Here is a 21,358-nt window from a genome sequence, read left to right as displayed (position 1 = left end):
CCGTCACGTTCGCTCGCTGCCTTCCGACTCAACCGAATCCGTCGAATGTTCGTTCTGTGTCACCACGCTTCGGGCCCGATCCCGCAGCTCACTGAGGAGACCGTCGAAGCCTTCCGGCCCGGCCTCGGCCAGGCCCGGCACCAAGGTCATCAGCGCCATCGTCAGCGCCGAATCCGCGTCTGGCGCAGTGGGTCCCATTGCCTGCGTCATGATGTCGACGTCACCGAAGGTCAGCGTCGCGGCGCCGCTGACCGCCATCGCTGTCGGGTCGGCCGCCGCCGCCTCCGACACGAGGTCGGCCAAGCTGACCTCGACCGAGTCGGATTCCGGCGCCGCGGACATGATCTCGTCGGACAGCCGAATGCTGACATCGCCGACGACGTGCTCGGGATCGGCGGCGACCGTCTCGAGCACCTGTAGATAGCGTGACGCCAGCCGCTCGATCGTGGTGCGTTCGAAAAGGTCTGTGGCGAAGAGGAACTGAGCCCGCATCGCTCCCCCACGCTCGTCCCGGTCGGGATCGTTGGGGAACAGCGTCAGCTGCAGATCGACCTTCGCCGACGTCAGTTCCTCGTGCACCGGTGCCACGGTCAGCCGATCGAACTGCAGGGTCGGGAAGTCGACGTCCTGGAACGCCAGCATCACCTGGTAGATCGGGTTGTACGAGGTCGGTGGCTTCGGCAACGTGCGCGACACGATGTTGTCGAACGCCACGTCGGTGTGCGACATGTCGGCGAGATCGTCGTTGCGCACGCGTTCGAGCAGGTCGACGAACTGCTCACCCGGATTGACCCGGGTCCGCAGTGCCAGCGTGTTGACGAACATGCCGACGACGTCGTCGAGGCTCTGCTCGCCGCGGCCCGCGAACGGCGTACCGATGACCAGGTCGTCGCGACCCGACATGCGGTTGAGCAGGACCGCGAATGCGGCGTGCACGACCATGAACAGTGTCGTGTGGTGTTGCCGGGCGACATTCTCGAGCAGCCCGACGAGTGCCGCGGGGATCTCGAAGTTCACCGCATCACCGGCGAAGCTCGGCGACTTCGGCCGCTGGTGATCCAACGGCAGTTCCAGTCGCTCCGGCACGCCCGCCAGCCGTTCGTCCCAGTAGGCGAGCTGACGCTCACCCTCGGTGACGCCGTCGGCGTCGAGCACGGCCAGCCGCTCGGAGACCCAGAGGCTGAAGTCCGCGTACTGCACCGGCAGCGGTTTCCACGCGGGCTCGGCACCGTTGCTCCGCGCCGCGTACGCGGTCATCAGGTCGCGAGCGAGCGGCGACATCGACGCCCCGTCGGCGCTGATGTGGTGCACCACGAAGACCAGGATGTGCTCGTCGGAGGCGATCCGTAACAGCACCGCCCGCACCGGAGGGCGGGTGGCGATGTCGAAGCCGGCACCGGTGACCTCCGCGATCGCGGCCTCGAGAGAGGTTGTGACCTCGCGCAACTCGACGGTGAGATCGCTCTCGACCACGTCCGCAGGCATGATCACCTGGATCGGCTCACCGTTGATCATCGGGTAGGTGGTGCGCAGCGACTCATGCCGCCGGACGATGTCCGCGGTGGCCAGCTGCAGTGCGGCCACGTCGAGATCTCCGGTGAGACGCAGCGCCATCGCCACGTTGTAGGCGGCCGAATCGGGGTCGGCACGGTTGACCAGCCACAGCCCGCGCTGCATCTCCGAGACGTGCACCAGTTCGGCACGGCTGCGGGCCAGCAACGGAGGCGCACTCTGACCCGTCGGGCCGCCGGCCAGCGCCTGCGCCAGGGTGGCCACGGTCGGCCGCTCGAACAGGAGCTTGACCGGGACCTGACGATCCAGCAGCGCCGACAGCCGCGACGTCACCTTGGTGGCCGACAGGGAGCTGCCGCCGAGGTCGAAGAAGTCGGCATCGGCGCTGACCCGGTCCTGCCCGAGCACCTGACCGAAGATCCCGGCGACGACCGCCTCCATTTGCGAACTCGGCGCCCGATACGGCAGCGATGCGGTGAAGTCCACCGGCGGAAGGGATTTCCGGTCGATCTTGCCAGACGTGGTGAGGCGGAATTCCTTCACCACGACCAGCGCGTGGGGAACCATGTAGCCCGGCAGATGCGTGGCGGCCTGCTCGAGGATGCGCTTGGGCTCGGCCGGGGCGCCATCGACCAGTTTCGCGTAGGCGACGAGCACGTCCTCACCGCCCGGGCCGGGAACGCCGAGACTCACGACCTCGGTGACCAGCGGGTGATGCAGGATCGCGGCGTCGACCTCTCCCGGCTCGATCCGCAGTCCGCGGATCTTCAACTGGAAGTCGGTTCGGCCGACGTACCGTAGATTGCCGGTGGCCGTGCGCACCACGCGATCTCCGGTCCGGTACATCCGCTCACCGGCACCGAACGGGTTGGCCACGAAACGTGTTGCGGTCAGATCGCTTCGGCGATGATAAGCACGAGCGAGCTGGATACCCGACAGGTACAGCTCACCCGGGACGCCCTCGGGGACCGGGCGCAGCGTCTGGTCGAGGACGAGCGCGCCGACTCCCGGGACGGCGCGGCCGACGGTGACCTCGTCGCCCTCGTGCATGGGTCCCGCAGCGGTGGCCCAGATGGTGACCTCGGTGGGTCCGTACAGGTTGAAGAACGCGCGCCCCGCGCGTGCCCAGCGGCGCATCAGGTCCGGCGGGCAGGCCTCACCGACGCTGATGACGCGTCCCAGACTGGGGACTGCGGCGGGCTCGAGGGTGCCCAGCGCCGACGGGGTCATCACCGCGTGGGTCACCCGGTGCCGGTCGATGAGCGACGCGAGTTCGTCGCCGCCGTACACACCGGTCGGGCTGATGACGAGTTCGCCTCCGGTGCCCAACGCCATGAGGATCTCGAAGATGGACGCGTCGAAGCTCGGTGAGGCCACGTGCAGCACGCGCGAGCGCTGGTCGAGACGCAGGATCTTCTTCTGGTTGGCGACCACGTTGGCCAGACCGATGTGGCTGACGGCGGCGGCTTTCGGTCGTCCGGTGGAGCCGGACGTGTAGATGAGATAGGCGAGATCGTCGACGCGCGGGACGCGACGGAGTTCGTCACTGTGCAGTCGTGCACCGCTGTGGCCGGCGAGCTGCAGTTCGACCGTCTCGTCGTCGACGGCCAGCCACTCCACGCCGGCCGGGGCCTGCGCGCGGACGGCGACCGACGTCAGTCCCATCGACGCCCCGCTGTCCGCGAGGATCTCGGCCAGGCGGGCCGGCGGATGACCGGGGTCGATGCTGACGAACGCGGCACCCGATTTCGCCACCGCGATCATCGACGTCACCGACAGGTGCGACCGCGGGATGCAGATGGCCACCACGTCGCCGGCACCGAGACCGCGCGACACCAGTTCGCGCGCAAGCTGATTCGAGTTGGCCTCCAGCGTAGACCAGGTGATCGTGGACGTGCCGCTGATCGCCACCGCCGCCGGGTTCGACTGGACCAGACCGTTGAACAGCAGATCGCGCAGGGTCTCCGGGATGACCCGGGACTCGGCCGGTGCGGTCAGCTCGGCGACGTCTCCGGTGCCGAGCAGGTCGATGGTGCCGACCGGTCGGTGAGGCGCGTCGATCATCGACTGCAACACGGTGATCAGCTGCGCGCCGACCCGTTCGATGGTGCGGTGATCGAACAGATCGGACGCGTAGGCGAGTTCGACCTCGAAGCCGGACGCCCCGACCTGATCGGTCACCGTGACCGACAGGTCGAACTTGGCTGCGGGCACACGGGTATCGAGAAGCTCGGCCGAATCGACCCACTCGTCGAGGGCGGCCGCCTGACCGGGATGCATCGTCAGCGACACCTGGAACAGCGGGGTGTGCGCGGCCGAGCGTTCCGGCGAGACGGCCTCGACGACCCGCTCGAACGGGATCGATGCGTGCCGCATCGCGCGGGTTCGGGTGGTGTGGGCGCGGTCGAGCAGCTGTGCGGTCGTGTCGTCGGGGCGCAGCGCGGTCCGCAGCACCACCGTGTTGACGAACATGCCGACCAGGTCGACGGTCTCGGGCTCGTCGCGGCCCGCGACGGCGGTGCCGATCGCGACCTCGTCGACCTCGGCCCAGCGGGTCAGCAGCACCGCGAACGCGGTGTGCAGCACGGAGAACGGGGTGACGTTGTGATCACGCGCGAGGGTGCGGATGGCCGCGGCCAGGTCGGCGTCGATGACGGTGTCGACATAGCCACCGGCACCGGTCGCCACGTGCGGGCGCGGCCGGTCGGTCGGCAGCGGCAGGAATCCGGGCAGGTCCGCGAGTTCGTCCTGCCAGAACGACAGGCCCTCGGCCGCCACCTCGGTCGGGTTGTCGGAGTCACCGAGGAGTTGCTGCTGCCACATCGCGAAGTCCGCGTACTGCACCTCGAGCGGCGCGAGTCCGGCCTGCACACCCTCGCGCCGCGCGGAGTACGCGGCGAACAGATCACGGATCAGCGGCATGAGGGAGAATCCGTCACCGGCGATGTGGTGGAGCACCACCATCACGACGACGCCGTGCCGGTCGGACAGGATGCGTGCACGGAACGGGATGTCGTGGGCGAGATCGAATCCGCGGGCGGCCTCGCCGGTGAGGACCTCGTCGAGGCGATCGTCGACGACGGCCACCTCGATGTCGAGGAATCGCAGTGCCTCGTCGGTCGTGAGGATCTCCTGGACCGGCTCACCCCCCTGCGACCCGAACCGGGTGCGCAGGCTCTCGTGCCGCTCCACCAGGTCCACCAGGGCCTGCTGCAGCGCGGTGACATCGACCTCGTGACCGAGGCGCACCGCGCCCGGCATGTTGTAGGTCGCAGCACCGGGATCCATGCGATTCACGAACCAGAGTCGGGTCTGCGCGTGCGACAGCGGGATCGTCTCCGGGCGCGGGTGCACACGGGTCAGCGCCGGCCGGCCGTCGGTGCCGCCGGAGCGCGATCGTTCGGCGATCTCGCCGACGTCGACCGAGGTGAACACGTCGGTCAGATCCACCCGCACGTCGTGCTCCACACGCGCGCGCGAGACCAGGCGCGCCGCCATCAGCGAGTCGCCGCCGAGCTTGAAGATGTTGTCGCGCAGGCCGACCTGATCGACGCCGAGCATCTCACCGACCAGCATCGCGAGTGTCTGCTCGACCGGCGTGCGAGGAGCCTCATAGCCGACCACCGGCCGCAACTCCGGTGCCGGCAGCTGCTTGCGATCCAGCTTGCCGGTCGCGTTGATCGGGAACTGTTCGAGCAGGACGGCGGCCGACGGGACCATGTGCGACGGAAGGTGTCGTCGGCACCAGGCCAGGGCGGCGGCCTCGCTGACGGAGTCGTCGTCGGAGCGCAGATAGGCGACCAGGACCGGACCCGGGCCGAGGTCGGTGCGGGCGACCACGGCGGTCGCGTCCACACCGGGCATGCCGTCGAGGACGGCCTCGATCTCGCCCGGCTCGATGCGCTGGCCGCGGATCTTGACCTGGAAGTCGGTGCGGCCGAGGTACTGGATCTGTCCGTCGGCGGCCCAGCGCACGAGGTCACCGGTGCGGTACATCCGGGCGCCCGGCCCGCCGACGGGGTTCGCGACGAACCGGTCCGAGCTCAGATCGGCACGACCGACGTAACCGTCGGCGAGCTGACAACCGGCGAGGTAGAGCTCACCGGCGACGCCGACGGGTACCGGCTGCAGCCGCGGGTCGAGGACGAGGACGTCGGTGTTGGCGACGGGACGACCGATCGGGACGGGGCCGTCGCCCGGGACGACCCGGTACTCGGTGACGTCGATGGCGGCCTCGGTCGGCCCGTAGAGGTTGACCAGCTCCGCGGAGGAGCCGCCGAGCACGCGGTCGGCCAGGAGTCGCGGCAGTGCCTCACCGGAGGTGAAGACGCGACGCACGGATGGCGGCAACAGGGTCTGGTGGCCGTCGTTGATCAGCACCTCGGTGTACACGTCGAGCATCGACGGCACGAAGTGCGCGACGTTGACCTGCCATGCGGTGATCAGGTCGAGCAGGTACTCGGGATCGCGGTGACCGTCCGGCCGGGCGATCACCATCGCAGCGCCACGGGCCAACGGCCACAACAGTTCCCAAACGGAGACGTCGAAGGTGAACGGGGTCTTGTAGAGCACCCGGTCCCCCGCGGTCAGCGGATAGTTCTCCTGCATCCAGGCGAGACGGTTGAGCACCGCGCCGTGTGCGACCTGGACGCCCTTGGGCGTACCGGTGGAGCCGGAGGTGAACAGGACGTAGGCCGCTTCCGGACCGCCGCCGACGACCTCGTGCTCGCCGGGTTCGGCGTCGCCGTCGCGGACATCGAATCCGATGGACGCCAGCCGCGCCGCGTCGAGGACGATCCGTGCCGACACGGTGTCGACGATCAGCGCGCGCCGCTCGTCGGGCTGCGCCGGGTCGACGGGGACATATGCCGCCCCGACGGTCAGGACGGCATAGATGGCCGCCAGTTGCGCCACACCGCGGTCGAGCGCGACCACCACGTGGTCGCCGCGGCCTGCCCCGGCGTCCACGAGGTGATCGGCCAGCGTGCGACGCAGCCGATCGAACTGCGCATACGTCCAGATCTGGTCCTCGAACACGACCGCCGTCGCGTCCGGGTGGTCGCGCACCGTGCGCTCGAACGCCGCGAGCAGGTGGGTGTCGGTGACGGGCTCGGTCAGCGCCGGCCCCTCACCGAGGCGGACCAGGGCGGCGCTCTCGTCGGTGCGCAGCAGGTCGACGGCGCCGACGAGCGCGTCGAGGTCGGAGAACAGACGGTCGAGGAAGATCAGGAACCGCTCGAGATGGCCGCGGAGTTCGTCCTCGGAATAAAGATTCGGGTTGCCGTGGAAGTCGACGACAAGTCGCGCCCCGGGACTCGCCTGATAGACGTTGAGCCGCAGATCCTCGAGGATGCCAGACGTCAGGATCTGGTAATCGACACTCGCGCCGGACATCTCGATGGGCTTGTCGAAGAACATCAGGTTGACGATCGGACCGAATGACGCGGTGTTGGCGTCGTTCAGTCCGGCGTCGATGCGGATGTCCTCGAAGCGGTACCGCTGGTGTCGTAACGCCCCGGTCAGCTCCAGGGTGACCTGATCGATGAGCGTGCGCATCGACAGATGCGAGATGTCGCGCGCGCGCACCGGAAGCATGTTGGCGAGCATGCCGCTCGCCCGCTTGATCTTGGCGGTCGCCCGGCCGGTGACGGGAAGGCTCAGGACCACGTCGTCGGTGCCGGCCATCCGGGCGAGGTAGGCGGAGAACCCGGCGGTGAGGAGAACGGCGGCCGAGGTGTTGAGGTCGGCGGCGACGCGATCGAGTTCGCCCTGCTGCGCAGCGGTCAGCTCGGAGCCGGCGACGATGTTGCGCGGGGACAGCTCGGCGGCGACGGAACTCTCGGCCAGGGTGACCCGCTCCGGCAGGTCACGGACCCGGTCGACCCAGTAGTCGCGGTCCGACACGCGGCGGGTGCCCTCGATGTATTTCTTGTCGTCCTCGACGAGTTCTGCCAACGACGCGCCGGGTTTTGCCGAATATTCTGTTCCGGCGACCGCCGCATTATATCGATTCACGACATCTTGAACCGCCATCAATCCCGCATATCCGTCGAGCGCAATATGATGCGCGCGCACATACCAGAAATGACGATCATCGGCGATCTGGAGAAGTGTGGAAACGACGAGTTTGTCGGTGCGGAGATCCATTTGCCGCTGATAATCGTCATTCATCCACTGCATCGCGGCGGCCGCCGGATCGGAATGACCACGGAAATCACGGTATTCGAGATCATTGTCGAGGGATTGGTCGACGACCTGCATCGGGATGCCGTTGACCTCGACGATCCTGGTGAACGCCGACTCCTGTGCACGCCCGTTGTCGACGACTGCGCGCCGGAACAGCTCGCGATCCAGTCGTCGATCCTGATCCCGGATATCGAGATATTGCGCAACGGTGACGGAATAGTCTGCCGACAGATTTTCCGCGAACCACATTCCTCGCTGCGCAGCGGTGAGCTCCAGAGGTACGAGCTCGGACTCAGTGCCGTCGTGGAAGTTGTCGACTGACCCCATTGCCTCTCTCTTCCAGGTCATCGGCCAGCCCGATCAGGCATCGGCCGGTTCGACCGACACCGGAACCGTGTTGGGCTGTCTGTTCCGGGGGAAGGCTGTTCCCTCGCAACAGTGTGCGTCATTATCCACCTTTCACAACGAACTTCACCATGATTCGATTGAATGGCAGAGCGTCCCCGTGGCCTCACAAATCGCTGATCACGGACTGGCTCACGATAGGATTTCGATCTGGCCACCCGGTTCGTTACCGATCGGTCGACCGAGTCCACCAAACGTATGAACATTGTGATCGCAGTCGTAATGATTTCGTGTCCTCCGACGACAGTCCTGCGAGGACATCGGCGATGATTTCGGTACCCTGGCCCACACGGACGCTCTCCCCCAGTCCGAGGTGTGACGCCAGGCCGTACGTCGCCGGCGCCCAGGTGCGCGTGTCTTGTTCGTCCGGCCGTGTGCTCCGGCAACCGAGGTGGCCCGAGAGGAGTAGTTGATGGCCGAGCAGTCCCGCGAGACGACCGCTGCACGCGATACGACTGCACCCGGGTCGACTGCATCGGAGACGACCGCACCCACGCCATTGTCGTCCGCCGCCTTCCACTCGGTGACCTCCACCGACCATCGTGCCGACACGCGGCCGCCACGACGACCCGCCCACGGTGAGCCGGCCGACAGCATGCTGTCCGTCAGCGTTCCGGATGTGCTCACCTCCGGCGACCTTCCTGTCGATCCCTCGCGCTTTTCCGCCCGTCACTCCGGGGCCGCACCCGACCCCGCTCCTGACCGGATCGGCCCCGACGATGCCGGTGCCCGCGACCACAACAGAGATCTCACCGCGAAAGCGGGCACCGACCGACCGGCGCGACCCCGCCATGCGGCCGTGCCGGGTGACGATGCACCCACAATTCCTCTGCCGACCGTACCCGAAGGGACCCCGGCGTCGCCGACCAGCGTGGCCACCGGATGGCAGATCGTGTCCCCGGATAGCGGCAACGACGCAGGTCCGGACCCGCAGACTCTGATTCCGGGCTCGAGGACACGCGCGGCGGGTGCGACGGCCCGCACGGAAGCCGAGTCCGGTGCGCGGGCCGACTCGGACACCGTCGTCGACGACCGGTCCCCGGCCACCGGTGTCGCCACCTCCACCGCGACCGCCGACGACGCCACCGACGACGCGACGCTCCCCGATCGGGCCGAGGATGTGCCCGCCGACATGCCCGGCCCCGACGAATCCGGCCCCGAGTACGCGATCCAGGCCGTCGACCTGCAGAAACGGTTCGGTGAGCACGTCGCGGTCCACAGCGTGAGCTTCTCGGTCGAGAAGGGATCGATCCTGGCGCTGCTCGGCCCCAACGGCGCCGGCAAGACGACGACGGTCAACATGCTCTGCACGCTGCTCAAACCCGACGGCGGGACCGCGCTCGTCGCGGGTCACGACGTCGCCTCCGATGCGGCCGGGGTGCGTCGGTCCATCATGCTGACCGGGCAGTTCGCGGCACTGGACGAGGCGCTCAGCGGTCGCGACAATCTCATCCTGTTCGGACGGCTCATGGGGCTGTCGAAGTCATCGGCCCGGGCGCGTGCCGACGAGCTGCTGACGTCGTTCGGCCTCACGGCTGCCGGGAAACGCAAGGTCGGCGAATACTCCGGCGGCATGCGGAGGCGGATCGACATCGCATGCGGTCTGGTCACCCAGCCCGAGGTCGTGTTCCTCGACGAACCCACCACCGGCCTCGACCCGCGCAGCCGCCAGGACGTGTGGAACCTCGTCGAATCACTGCGCGATCAGGGCGTGACCACCCTGCTCACCACCCAGTACCTCGAAGAGGCCGACACGCTCTCCGACCACATCGTCGTGATCGATCGTGGCCGCGTGATCGCCTCGGGGACCGCCGACGAGCTGAAGGCCGCCACCGGCGCCTCGCACTACGAGGTGACTCCGGCCGACCCGCACGACCTGCCACGTCTGACGACCTGCCTGGACGACCTGATCACCGACGGCCCCGCCGATACCGACGCCGCGACATCGGTCGCCGTGCCCGCCCCCGACGGCGCGGACACCCTGGTGGAGATCGTGCAGCGCACCACGACCGCGGGCATCCGCCTGTCGGACGTCGCGCTCCGGCGGCCCAGCCTCGACGAGGTCTTCCTCGCCCTGACCGATCCGTCCACGGCCGACGCTTCGCGCACCGGTGACACCACCGCCGCCACGACCACAGCTGCCACCGACGGGCCGGAATCCTCGACGTGACAACGCAATCCGTCTCCGTCGAACGTCCACGGACGCGCGCGTCGGTGCAGTGGTGGACCCTCACGAGCCGAGGCCTCGCCGCGATGATCCGCAACGGCGAGATCATCTTCGCTTTCGTCGCGCCGATCCTGCTCGCGATCTGCTTCTATCTCCCGTTGCGGGCGATCATGGACTCCGATCCGTCGATGGACTACGCGGCGTTCCTGATGCCGATCATCTCGTTGCAGTCGGTCAGCTTCGTCGCGTCGTCGGCGGCCATGCGCGCCGCCGTCGACACCACGAAGGGGATCAACACCCGCTTCCGCACCATGCCGATGCCCGCCGCGATACCCACGCTCGCGCGACTCGGCACCAACACGGTGCTCTTGGCGATCTCGGTCGTCTGCGCGGCGGCCACCTCGTTGGTGATGGGATGGCGCCCGGCGGGCAGCGTGCTCGACACGGTCGGGTTGTTCGTGGTCGTGATGGCCGTCGGCATCCTGATCGCCGTGCTCGCGGACGCGATCGGACTACTGTCGAACAGTCCTGAGGCGACCAGCCAGGCACTGTCGCTGCCGATTCTGATCCTGGGTATGCTGTCGACCGGATTCGTGCCCGAGAGCCAGTTCCCCGACTGGATCCAGCCGTTCGTCCGCAATCAGCCGATCTCACAGTTCGCGACGTCGATGCGGGCCCTCAGCGACGGCACAGCCACCCTCGAGGTGCTGACCCCGACCATCTGGTGGTGTGTCGGTCTGGCCGTCGCCGGCGTCGTCCTCACCGGCATCGGCGTGCGGAGGATGATCCGATGACCAGCCTCGCCGTGACCGGCACCGACCCGGCATCGGGCCCCGCCGAGGGGTCGGTACGCGCCTGGGCGGCCCAGAGCGGGGTGCTCGCGTGGCGGCAGATCTCGGTGATGGTGCGCGACAAGGGCACCTTCATCCAGCTCATCATCGTGCCGATCCTGACCCTGATCATGTTCAAGGTCGTCCTCGGTGATGCCATCGGCAGCGCCACCGGCGAGGACAGCACGTACGGCACGGTCCCCCTGGTCATCCTCGTCAGCGCCATGTTCGGATCTGTGGCGGCCGGTATCCGGCTCAATCAGGAACGCAGCACAGGTCTCCTCGCGCGGCTCTACGTCTTGCCGATCAACCGGGCCGCGGACCTCACCTCTCGTCTGCTGAGCGAGGTCTTCCGGATCGTGGTGGTCACCGCATTGCTCGTCGCGGTCGGGACGACGATCGGTTTCGACATCACCGGTGGTGTCGGCGCGGTCGCCGGGATCTTCGGCGTCTCGCTCATGTTCGGCGTCGCCTACGCGACCCTCGTCCTGGCGTTGGCGGTCAGCGCGCAGCCGTCGGCGCCCCTCGTCCCGCTGCTGTCACTCGTCTCGAGCGTGCTGATGTTCTTCAATTCCGGTTTCTCTCCGATCGACGCCTACCCGGAGTGGCTGCAACCGGTGGTGGAGAACCAGCCGATGACGCCGACGATCGAGGCGATGCGTGCGCTCGCGACCGGGGAACCCGCCGGTCACGACGTCATCAAGGTGGCGATCTGGACGATCGTGATCATCGGGGTGTGCATCTACCCGGCACTGCGCGGCTACCGGAAGGCCGCGACCGCCCGCTGAGGCGCGTGACTCCTCTGGCGGACGCTCTCAGCCGACGATGCCGATCTGTTCGTAGCCGTCGTCGATGTCCCGGGCGAGCCATTCGACCACCTGTCCGGTGGCGCCGGCGACGGCGCCGGGCTCACCGAGCGTCCCGATACGGGGCAGACAGTGCAGGATCGAGGCGACGACCGACGATCCGACGCCCAGTCCGTTGCGCTCGGCGACGGTGTCGTAACCGGTGAACGCCTCGGCGAGATCGCCGTAGGTGGCCGACTCCCCACCGAACCGGACCGCGGTGAGTCCGGGGGCGATCTCGGCACGGCGCCGGACCTCCCGTTGTGTCGCGAGCAACCGCCCGCTCCCCCACGGCTCGCTTCTCCATAGTCCGTTGTCACCGACCATGTCAGTCCCGCTCTCGGCAGATCCATGGGAGCGGCGAGGCGCCCTCCGGCCACGACCGACGAAGAACCCTGCTGACTCCCTGTGCAGAAATCGTCCCAGATGTCGCGGCCGCTGTCACGGCAACGGGCCAGCAGAGATCAGGATTTCCTGATCTCTGCCGGCCCGTGCGGTCGTGATCTACCTCAGGCGTCGCCGGAGGCGGCCTTGTCGGCCTCCATGGCGTCGATCAGGCTCTTCGGACGCAGATCCGTCCAGTTCTTCTCCACATACTCCAGACACGCAGCCCGAGAATCCTCACCGAAGACCTTCGTCCATCCCGCCGGGATGTCGGCAAAAGTCGGCCACAGCGAATGCTGATTCTCATCGTTCACCAGGACGTAGAAACGTCCGTTCTCGTCGTCGAACGGGTTGGTCATTGCTCGGTCGTTCCTCTCGCTCTTATCTCTGGTGGTGACGGTCGTCTGCCGCCACCGGCGTGGCCATGCCGGTCGTCGACCGGCCCTTCCTCATCGGTCCCCCAACTGCCTGTCGAGCCACGGTCCGAGGGTCTCCAGGACCACCGCGTCGGCCAGTCCCAGGTGGTGGGCGGCGACATCGATATTGGTGATCGTACCGGTCACGTGTCGACGCCAGGACGCGCGGACGCCCGCGGGGTCGGTCTTGTCCGCCGTGGCGGTCACCACCGACAGTGGGCCGTCGAACACATCGGGGCGGTAACCGGCCCCGATCCGGCCCGCCGCGTCGAAGCTGTCCATCACCCATTGGACCTGGTCCTCGCGCAGCAGACCCATCGCGGCGATCTGCTCCCGCACGATCTCCGCCACGTCCTCGGGGGTCGCTGCGGCGACGTCGTCGGGGAGGTCGAACAGGTCGCGCCACCCGCCGAGCAGGTCGTTGGCGAGTGCACCCGCCTGCTCTCCGGTCGGCTCGACGGATTCGACACCACCGGGGGCATCGTCGAGGGCGGGCGGCACACTGTCCGTCGACGTCGCCGCGGCCGGCGCCACGGCATCCATGATGCCGAGGAACGCGACCTCGTCGCCGTCGTGCTGGAGCATGACCGCCATGGCGTGGGCGATCTGGCCGCCGAGCGACCACCCGAGCAGGTGGTACGGCCCGTCGGGCTGGATCTGCCGGATCTCCTTGAGGTAGCGCAGCGCGAGTTCCTCGATCGACTCGGCGGCGGGCTCCCCGGTGACCACGTGGGGATCCTGCACGCCGTAGATCGGCCGGTCCACCAGGTGCGGCGCGAGCCCGCCGTAGAACCAGGCCAGACCACCGGCCGGATGAACACAGAACAGCGGTGCGCGCGCGCCGTCGCGGCGCAGCGGCAGCACCACCTCCCCGACGACCGCACCCGCGTCGTCGCCGTCGATGCGGGCCGCGACCCCGCAGACCGTGGGATCGCTGAACAGCCAGGCGAGTTCGATCTCGACGGACCGCTCACGCAGCCGTGCCAGCACCCGGGTCGCCGACAGCGAGTTGCCGCCGAGGTCGAAGAAGCTGTCCGTCGCGCCGACCCGCTCGAGTCCGAGGACCTCGGCGAAGGTGTCGGCGACGAGCCGCTCGGAGTCCCTCGCCGGTTCGACGTGGGAGGCGACCGTGATCGTCGGCGCCGGCAGTGCACGCTTGTCGAGCTTGCCGACCGGGGTCAGCGGCAGCGTGTCGAGCACGGTGAACGACGACGGGATCATGTGCCGTGGGAGATGGCGACCCAAATGGGCGCGCAGCGCGTCCACATCGGTGTCCGCGTCGCCGACGACATAGGCCGTCAGCGACGACACCGGATCGCCGACGCCGAGGACCACCGCGCGACGTACGGCGGGATGCTCGGCGAGCACCGTCTCGATCTCCCCGAGCTCGATGCGGAGACCGCGGAGCTTGACCTGGTCGTCGCTACGGCCATCGATCTCGAGGCCGAGTTCCCCGGTGGCGGCGATCGTCCACCTGGCGAGATCGCCCGTACGGTACATGAGTTCGCCGGGTGCGCCGAACGGTGCGGCGACGAAACTGCTCGCCGTCTGCGCGGGCCGGCCGAGGTAGCCGCGGGCCAGGGACGGACCCATGATGTGGAGTTCCCCGAGCGTGCCCACCGGCACCGGACGCAGCCGGTGGTCGAGCACGACGAGCCGCACCCCGCTCAGCGGATCTCCGATCCGCACGGGTGCGCCGGGCACCATCGGCTCCGACAGCGTCGCGGCGATCGTCGCCTCGGTCGGGCCGTAGCCGTTCAGTGTCGGTGTGCGACCGGACCATTCGTCGGCCAACGCCTGTCCGACGACCTCGCCGCCGGTGGTGAGCCCGACGAGATCCGGCAGTCCGTGCGACGGCACGGTCGCCAGCACACTCGTGGTCAGCATCGCGTGTGTGATCCGCTGGTCGGTCATGTACCGGTGCAGTTCGTCGCCGCCGACGGCATCAGGCGGCCGGTACACGAGTGTGGCGCCCGCCGTCATCGCCGACACCATCTCGGAGACGGAGACGTCGAAGCTCGGCGACGCGAAGCCGAGAACCCGTGCATCCGGACCGATTCCCATCAGCCCGTTGGAGGTCGACACGAAGTCGTGCAGACCGCGATGGGTCACCGCGACACCCTTCGGACGGCCGGTGGATCCGGAGGTGTAGATGACGTAGACGAGGTTGTCGAGCCGCGTCACACCACGGCGCTCGTCCGATACCAGTGCGGTGTCCGGTTGCGCGGCAACGATGTCGGCGTCATCGATCCGCAGCCAGTCGATCCCGGTCTGCGCCGGATCGGCGTCGAAGGGATGTGCCGCGTCGGGGCCGGTGGCGTCCGCGTTCGTCAGCCCGATGTCCGCGCCGCTGTCGGCGATCATCATCTGTACCCGGTCGGCGGGATAGTCGGGGTCGACGGTGACGAAGGCGCCGCCGGCGCGGGTCACCGCCCAGATCGCCGTCAGCAGATCGACCGACCGACCGATCGCCACCGCCACGAGACGGTCCGGTCCGACGCCGACCGAGATCAGCTGTCGGGCCCATTGATTCGAGCGACGGTCCAGTTCGGCATAGGTCGCCGACCGGCCGTCGGCGTCGACGACGGCGACCGCGTCGGGCCGCTGCCGCGCGGTCCGGTCGAACAGATCGGACAGCAGCAATGGTGTCGCCGACGGCGCACCCGCGACGGGGACGAGCCGATCGTGCTCGTCGACGTCGAGCAGGTCGATGTTGCCGACCACGACTTCCGGACTCTCGGTCATGGTGTCGAGCACGTCGATCAGCCGTCGAGCGAGGGTGTCGACGGTCGGTTCGTCGAAGATGTCGGTGGCGTAGATGATCGACCCGTGCCACGGCCCGTCGTCGCTGACGGACACGGTCACGGTGAGGTCCACCTTCGCCGACACCCCGGGCGGCGCGAGCGGTGTGATCCGGACACCGCCGACGTCCCCGGCGGTCAGCGTCGACGCCGCCATGTCCGGCACCGTGTTCGCCTCGAAGGTCAGTGACACCTGGAAGAGCGGGGCGAACGACTCGGATCGCACGGGATTGCGCCGCTCGACGACGGCCTCGAACGGCACGTCGGCATGGTCGAATGCAGCGAGGTCGACCGCGCGGACCGTGTCGAGCACGTCGCCCACGGGCGCGGCGATGTCGACCGGCGTCCGCAGGACCAGGGTGTTGACGAACATGCCGACGACGTCGTCGAGAGCGCGTTGTCCGCGACCCGCGACCGGCGTACCGATGACGATGTCGTCGGTGGCCGACAGCCGGGCGAGCAGGGTGGCCAACGCGGCGTGCACCACCATGAACGGTGTGGCGGAATGCCGTCGGGCGAGCCCGGTCGTGCGCCTGGCCACTGCTTCGGGGATCTCGAAGCGGACCAGCGCACCTCGTCCACTCGACACCGCGGGGCGGGAGCGGTCGGCGGGGATCTCCAGCACGTCGGGCGACCCGGCGAGTTCGGTGTCCCAGAAGTCGAGCTGACCGCCGATCACCGAGGTCGGGTCGTCGGGCGAGCCGAGTTCGCGGCGCTGCCACAGCGCATGGTCGGCGACCTGCACCGCGAGGTCGGGCAGCCCGGGGTCCTGTCCGCGCGTGCGAGCGGCATAGGCCGTCACGACGTCGCGGACGAGCGGCGCGATCGACTCGCCGTCCGCGGCGATGTGGTGCACGACGACGGCGAGCACATGGGTGCCGTCGGGACCGGAGAAGAACCGCACCCGGATCGGGCACTGCGTCGCCAGATCGAAGCCGACGCCGACGGCGGCGTCGATCTCGGCGCGCTCCCCGACGACGGCCCAGTCGAGTGTGGCCTCGGCGCTCTCGGCCGGGTGCACATCCTGCCTCGGGACGCCGTCGGTCTCCGGATAGGTGGTGCGCAGCGTCTCATGTCGTGCCACCACGTCGCCGATCGCGGCGCGGAGGGCGTCGACGTCCACGGGGCCGTCGAGGCCCAGGATGATCGGCATGTTGTAGGTGGACGATGACGTGTCGAACCGGTTGATGAACCAGATCCGCTGCTGCGCCAACGACAACGGGATCTCGTCGGGCCGGGCGACCGCGACGATGCCCGCCGACGGCCGGCCGGTTCCCGGCGTCAGTCCGGCTGCCAGGTCGCGGACGGTGGGCGCATCGAACAGGCGTCGTACCGGGACATCGGTGTCGAGTGCCTGTGCCACCCGCGCGACCACCCTGGTGGCCGACAGCGAGTTGCCGCCGAGGTCGAAGAAGCTGTCGACGACGCTGACGCGCTCGACCCCGAGCACCTCGGCGACGATCCCGGCGATGGTCTCCTCGAGGTGCCCGGCCGGCGCGACGTGGTCTCCGGCAGCCGAGAACTCCGGCTCCGGCAGCGCACGGCGATCCAGTTTGCCCGCGCTGTTGAGCGGGATGTCGTCGAGGACGGTCCACACCGTCGGGCGCATGTACTCCGGCAACGCCTGCGCGACCTCGCGTCGGACGATCTCGAGGTCGATTCCGTCGCCGGCCAGATACGCGACCAGATGTTCTCCGCCCCCGGGGGCGGTGGCGACGGTGGCCACCGCATGCACCACCGATTCGGTCGCGGCGAGGACGGACTCGATCTCGCCCAGCTCTATCCGCTGTCCGCGCAGTTTGACCTGGAAGTCGGTGCGGCCGAGGTATTCCAGCTCGCCCGCCGGGTTCACGCGCACGAGGTCGCCGGTGCGGTACAGGCGGTCACCGGGTTCGCCGAACGGATCGGCGACGAACCGCTCGGCGGTGAGGTCGGCACGTGCCGCATAGCCGCGGGCGAGCTGCACGCCGCCGACGTAGAGTTCGCCGGGCACACCGACGGGGACAGGCCGCAGTCGCCCGTCGAGCACATGCGATGTCGAGTTCCACACCGGCACACCGATGGGGGTGGTCGGCGCATCGGCGTCGATCGAGTCGATCTGCTGCCAGGTGACCTCGACCGCCGCCTCGGTGGGGCCGTAGAGGTTGTAGAGATCGGCGCCCGGGATCAGTTCGCGGGTCTGCGCGGCGACCGCCGGCGGCAGCGCCTCGCCGGTGGTGGACAGGATGCGCACACTGTCGAGGGCGGCGAGCCGTTCGGTGCCGGCGAGCTCGAGGAACACCGACAGCATCGACGGGACGAAATGCACCATCGTGGCGCGATGGTCGGCGATCTGCTCGGCCACGTACACCGGGTCGAGGTGGCCGTCTGCCTCGAGTATCAGGGTCTGTGCGCCGATCATCAACGGGGCGAACAGCTCCGGAACCGAGCAGTCGAACGTGTACGGCGTCTTCAGCACAACGATGTCGGACACGTCGATGGGCAGTTGATGCAGGCCCCACCACAGACGGTTGAGCACGGCCTCGTGGGTGAGCGTGACGCCCTTGGGTCGACCGGTCGACCCGGACGTGAAGATCGTGTACATCGCGTGACCGGGCCGTAGCGAGGCGTGCCGATCGGCGTCGGTGACCGGCGTCGTGTCGCCGGTGATCGGTGCGGAGGCGTCGACGACGAGCGTCTCGACCGACGACTCGGCCACCGGTGTCGGGGCGCCGTGCGCGGCCGACACCAGGACGAGCCCGGCGCCCGCGGTCGTCACCATGTACTGCACGCGGTCGGCCGGTGCGGTGATGTCGATCGGCACGTACTGGCCACCGGCTGCGACGACCGCGTGGGCGGCGAGCACCATCTCGATCGAACGCGGCATGCACACACCCACCGCCACATCGGGTCCCACACCCCGATCGATCAGGTCGTGGGCCAGCTCGGCGACGCGATCGGCGAACTCCGCGTAGTCGACGGTCCGGTCGCCGAGGCGCAACGCGGAGGCCGACGGCATCCGCCTGGCCTGCCTCGTGACGATGTCGGGCAGCAGCTCGTCGCTCACCAGCACGTCGTGACCGGTGGCCCGCTCGACGTCCGCGGAGCGCTCCGCCCGGTCGAGGAGTTCGACGTCGCCGACCGCCACGCCCGGGCCGGCGGTGACCACATCGAGCAGGCGGACGAACCGGCTCGCCATCGACCGCACGGTCGCGGAGTCGAACAGATCTGTGGCATAGAGGATGTCGACGGTCGAGTACACGCCCGCGGAGTCGGTGGAGACCCCGATGGACAGGTCGACACGCGCCGGGGGGACGCCGGGTTCGGCGACCGGTTCGACCCGCAGACCGTCGGGTGCGGTGGCGTCGGATGACAGGGCCTCGAGGGTCTCGGTGGCGCGCGCCACGCTCTGGTCGACGCTCAGCATCACCTGGGTGAGCGGCGCGAACGCGTCGGAGCGGACGGGATCGAGGGCCTCCACCAGGTACTCGAACGGCACGTCCGCGTTCGCGAGGGCGTCGAGGTCGGTCCGGCGGACGAGGTCGATCACCTCGTCGAAGGTTGCTGCCGGATCGATCTCGGTGCGCAGCACGAGGGTGTTGACGAACATGCCGACCATGTCGTCGAGGGCCGCCCGGCCGCGACCCGCCGTCGGTGTGCCGATGGCGATGTCGGTCGTCGCGGACAGTCGGGCAAGCAGCACCGCGAGCGCTGCGTGGATCACCATGAACTCGGTGACTCCCCGGGCGCCGGCGAACGCGGTCAGCCGGTCGGCTGCCTCGCGCGGGATCGGATGTGCGAGGCGTCCACCGCGCATGGACGCCGACGACGGCCGCGGACGGTCGGTCGGGAGATCCAGTACGTCCGGCAACCCGGCCAGCGTCTCGATCCAGTGATCGGCCTGGCGCCCGAGGACCGACTCCGGGTCGTCGGCGGCCCCGAGCACACGCCGCTGCCACAGCGCGACGTCGGCGAATTGCACCGGAAGCGGAGCGAAGTCGGGTGACTGTCCGGCCGCCCGGGCGCGGTAGGCGGCCGTCAGATCGCGGACCAGAGGAGCGAGGGACTCACCGTCGGCGGCGATGTGATGGGCGACGAGAAGCAGGATGTGCTCTCCCGCCTGCACGCGGTAGAGACGGGCGCGGAGCGGGAGCTCGCCGGTGACGTCGAACCCGACGCGGGTCGCGTCGAACAGGTCGACCTCGGTGTGCACCTCGTCCCAGTCGAACGCCGACGACAACTCCTCGACCGGCACGATCACCTGTTCGGGTCGGCCGTTGGGGTCCTGCGGGAATCGCGTGCGGAGGATCTCGTGCCGGGCCATCACATCGAGCAGAGCCTGATGCAGGGCCGAGACATCCAGTGCACCGGACAGTCTCATCGCCACCGGGATGTTGTAGGCGGTCGACAGAGGATCGAATCGATTGATGAACCACATCCGCTGCTGGGCGTTCGACAGCGGGATGTGCGCCGGGCGGGGACCCGCGACCAACGGTTCGACGTGCTGCCCCGACGCCGGTGTCCCGGATGCGTCGCCACGGCCGGCGACGATGCGCGCGGCGAGAGCGCGCACTGTCGGCGCCTCGAACAGATCGCGCACGACGAGATCCGTGCGCAGCGACTCGGCTACCTGCGCCACCACTCGGGTCGCCGACAGCGAGTTGCCGCCGAGTTCGAAGAACCCCGTCGTCGCACCGACATCCGCGATGCCGAGCACCTCCGCGAAGATCTCGGCGATGGCCCGTTCCTCGTCGGTGTCCGCCGCGACGTCGGTGTCGGTCGTGATGACCGGTTCGGGCAGGGCCGCGGTGTCGAGCTTGCCGACCGGGGTGAGTGGCAGGGCGTCGAGGACGGTGAACGACGACGGGATCATGAAGGCGGGCAGCCGATCTGCGAGCAGTCCGCGCACCTCGTCGACGACGCTGTCGTCGGTGGCACTGTCGTCGGTGATCGGACCGTCGCGGTGTCCGTCGACGACGACATAGGCGGCGAGCGCCGTCGCCACCGAACCGCCGATCCCGACGACGACCGCCGCGGTGATCGCCGGATGGTCGGTGATCGCCGACTCGATCTCGCCGAGTTCGATGCGCAGACCGCGCAACTTCACCTGGTCGTCGGTGCGGCCGGCGTACTCCAGGACGAGATCGCCGGAGACGTCACGGCGCCATCGCACGAGGTCGCCGGTGCGGTACATCCGTTCGCCCGCAACACCGTTCGCTGCGGCCCCGGTCAATCCACCAGCGTTCAATCCACCAGCGTTCAACCCACCACGGTCCGCCGCCACCCCGTTCGGCGCGGCCACGAACCGGTCGGCGGTCAGTCCCGGCTGACCGTGGTATCCACGTGAGAGCGCCGGTCCGGTCACGTACAGCTCGCCGACGACACCGACGGGCACGGGGTGCAGCCGTGCGTCGAGGACGGTGAGACCGAGGCCGGCCAACGGCGTGCCGAGTCTGACCGGCTCCTCCGGTCGCATCGGCGCGGACAGGGTCACACCGATGGTGGTCTCGGTCGGTCCGTAGAGGTTGTGCACCGCGACATGTGGCGACCAGTCGTCGACGATGGCCGTCGGTACCGCCTCGCCGCCGGCCATCAGGCCCGAGAGATCCGGCAACGCTTGCGGATCCAGCGTCGCGAGGACGGTCGGGGTGAGGAAGGTGTGGGTGATCCGCTGCCCGGCGCAGAAGGACTGCAGAAGATCGCCGCCGACCGCGTCGGAGGCGCGGTAGACCACGGATCCGCCGGACACGGTGGCCATCAGGTACTCGAGTACCGAGGCGTCGAAACTCGGTGACGCGAACCCGAGGACGCGCGGCGCGGTGTCCGGCTGCTC

7 protein-coding genes (1 of these 7 running past the window's edge) are annotated in these 21,358 nt (G+C 68.9%); 3 read left to right on the top strand and 4 right to left on the bottom strand.

The features are described 5' to 3' along the window. Positions 1-3 precede the first annotated feature (3 nt). Positions 4-8,025, bottom strand: a complete 8,022-nt coding sequence (locus tag QSJ19_RS04745; RefSeq protein WP_286318660.1) for a non-ribosomal peptide synthetase — start codon at positions 8,023-8,025, stop codon at positions 4-6. 490 nt (positions 8,026-8,515) lie between these two features. On the opposite strand from QSJ19_RS04745, the gene QSJ19_RS04740 reads away from it, so the two are divergent. Genes QSJ19_RS04740 through QSJ19_RS04730 form a run of 3 tightly spaced genes read left to right on the top strand, consistent with a single transcriptional unit; the run spans position 8,516 to position 11,888 of the window. Continuing rightward, entirely contained in the window at positions 8,516-10,273 is a 1,758-nt protein-coding gene (locus QSJ19_RS04740) for an ATP-binding cassette domain-containing protein (RefSeq protein WP_286318659.1), read from the top strand. Beyond that, entirely contained in the window at positions 10,270-11,064 is a 795-nt protein-coding gene (locus tag QSJ19_RS04735) for an ABC transporter permease (RefSeq protein WP_286318657.1), read from the top strand. The genes QSJ19_RS04740 and QSJ19_RS04735 overlap by 4 nt, the downstream gene beginning before the upstream one ends. Next, positions 11,061-11,888 (top strand): ABC transporter permease, encoded by an 828-nt coding sequence (locus QSJ19_RS04730; RefSeq protein ID WP_286318656.1) that lies wholly within the window; start codon positions 11,061-11,063, stop codon positions 11,886-11,888. The genes QSJ19_RS04735 and QSJ19_RS04730 overlap by 4 nt, the downstream gene beginning before the upstream one ends. A gap of 27 nt (positions 11,889-11,915) precedes the next feature. Here QSJ19_RS04730 and QSJ19_RS04725 read toward each other — a convergent pair whose 3' ends face one another. The 3 genes from QSJ19_RS04725 to QSJ19_RS04715 all read right to left on the bottom strand — a co-directional run. Continuing rightward, positions 11,916-12,221 (bottom strand): hypothetical protein, encoded by a 306-nt coding sequence (locus tag QSJ19_RS04725; RefSeq protein ID WP_286318655.1) that lies wholly within the window; start codon positions 12,219-12,221, stop codon positions 11,916-11,918. Between the two features lie 233 nt (positions 12,222-12,454). Continuing rightward, on the bottom strand, positions 12,455-12,688 hold the full coding sequence (locus QSJ19_RS04720; RefSeq protein WP_187587478.1) for an MbtH family protein: 234 nt from the start codon (positions 12,686-12,688) through the stop codon (positions 12,455-12,457). 90 nt (positions 12,689-12,778) lie between these two features. After that, positions 12,779-21,358, bottom strand: partial view of a non-ribosomal peptide synthase/polyketide synthase gene (locus QSJ19_RS04715; RefSeq protein ID WP_286318654.1) — the final stretch only. The gene runs 46,107 nt beyond the window's last position; 8,580 of the gene's 54,687 nt are visible here — the last part of the coding sequence; its start codon lies off the right edge, out of view; it ends in the stop codon at positions 12,779-12,781.

The sequence above is a fragment of the Gordonia sp. ABSL11-1 genome, from assembly GCF_030315685.1.
GTDB lineage: Bacteria > Actinomycetota > Actinomycetes > Mycobacteriales > Mycobacteriaceae > Gordonia.
This window is presented reverse-complemented; position numbering and strand designations above follow the sequence as displayed.

Excerpts from the sequence above, each read along its gene's own strand:
- QSJ19_RS04745 (WP_286318660.1), bottom strand. The coding sequence starts at position 8,025 with ATGGGGTCAGTCGACAACTTCCACGACGGCACTGAGTCCGAGCTCGTA.
- QSJ19_RS04740 (WP_286318659.1), top strand. The coding sequence starts at position 8,516 with ATGGCCGAGCAGTCCCGCGAGACGACCGCTGCACGCGATACGACTGCA.
- QSJ19_RS04730 (WP_286318656.1), top strand. The coding sequence starts at position 11,061 with ATGACCAGCCTCGCCGTGACCGGCACCGACCCGGCATCGGGCCCCGCC.
- QSJ19_RS04720 (WP_187587478.1), bottom strand. The coding sequence starts at position 12,688 with ATGACCAACCCGTTCGACGACGAGAACGGACGTTTCTACGTCCTGGTG.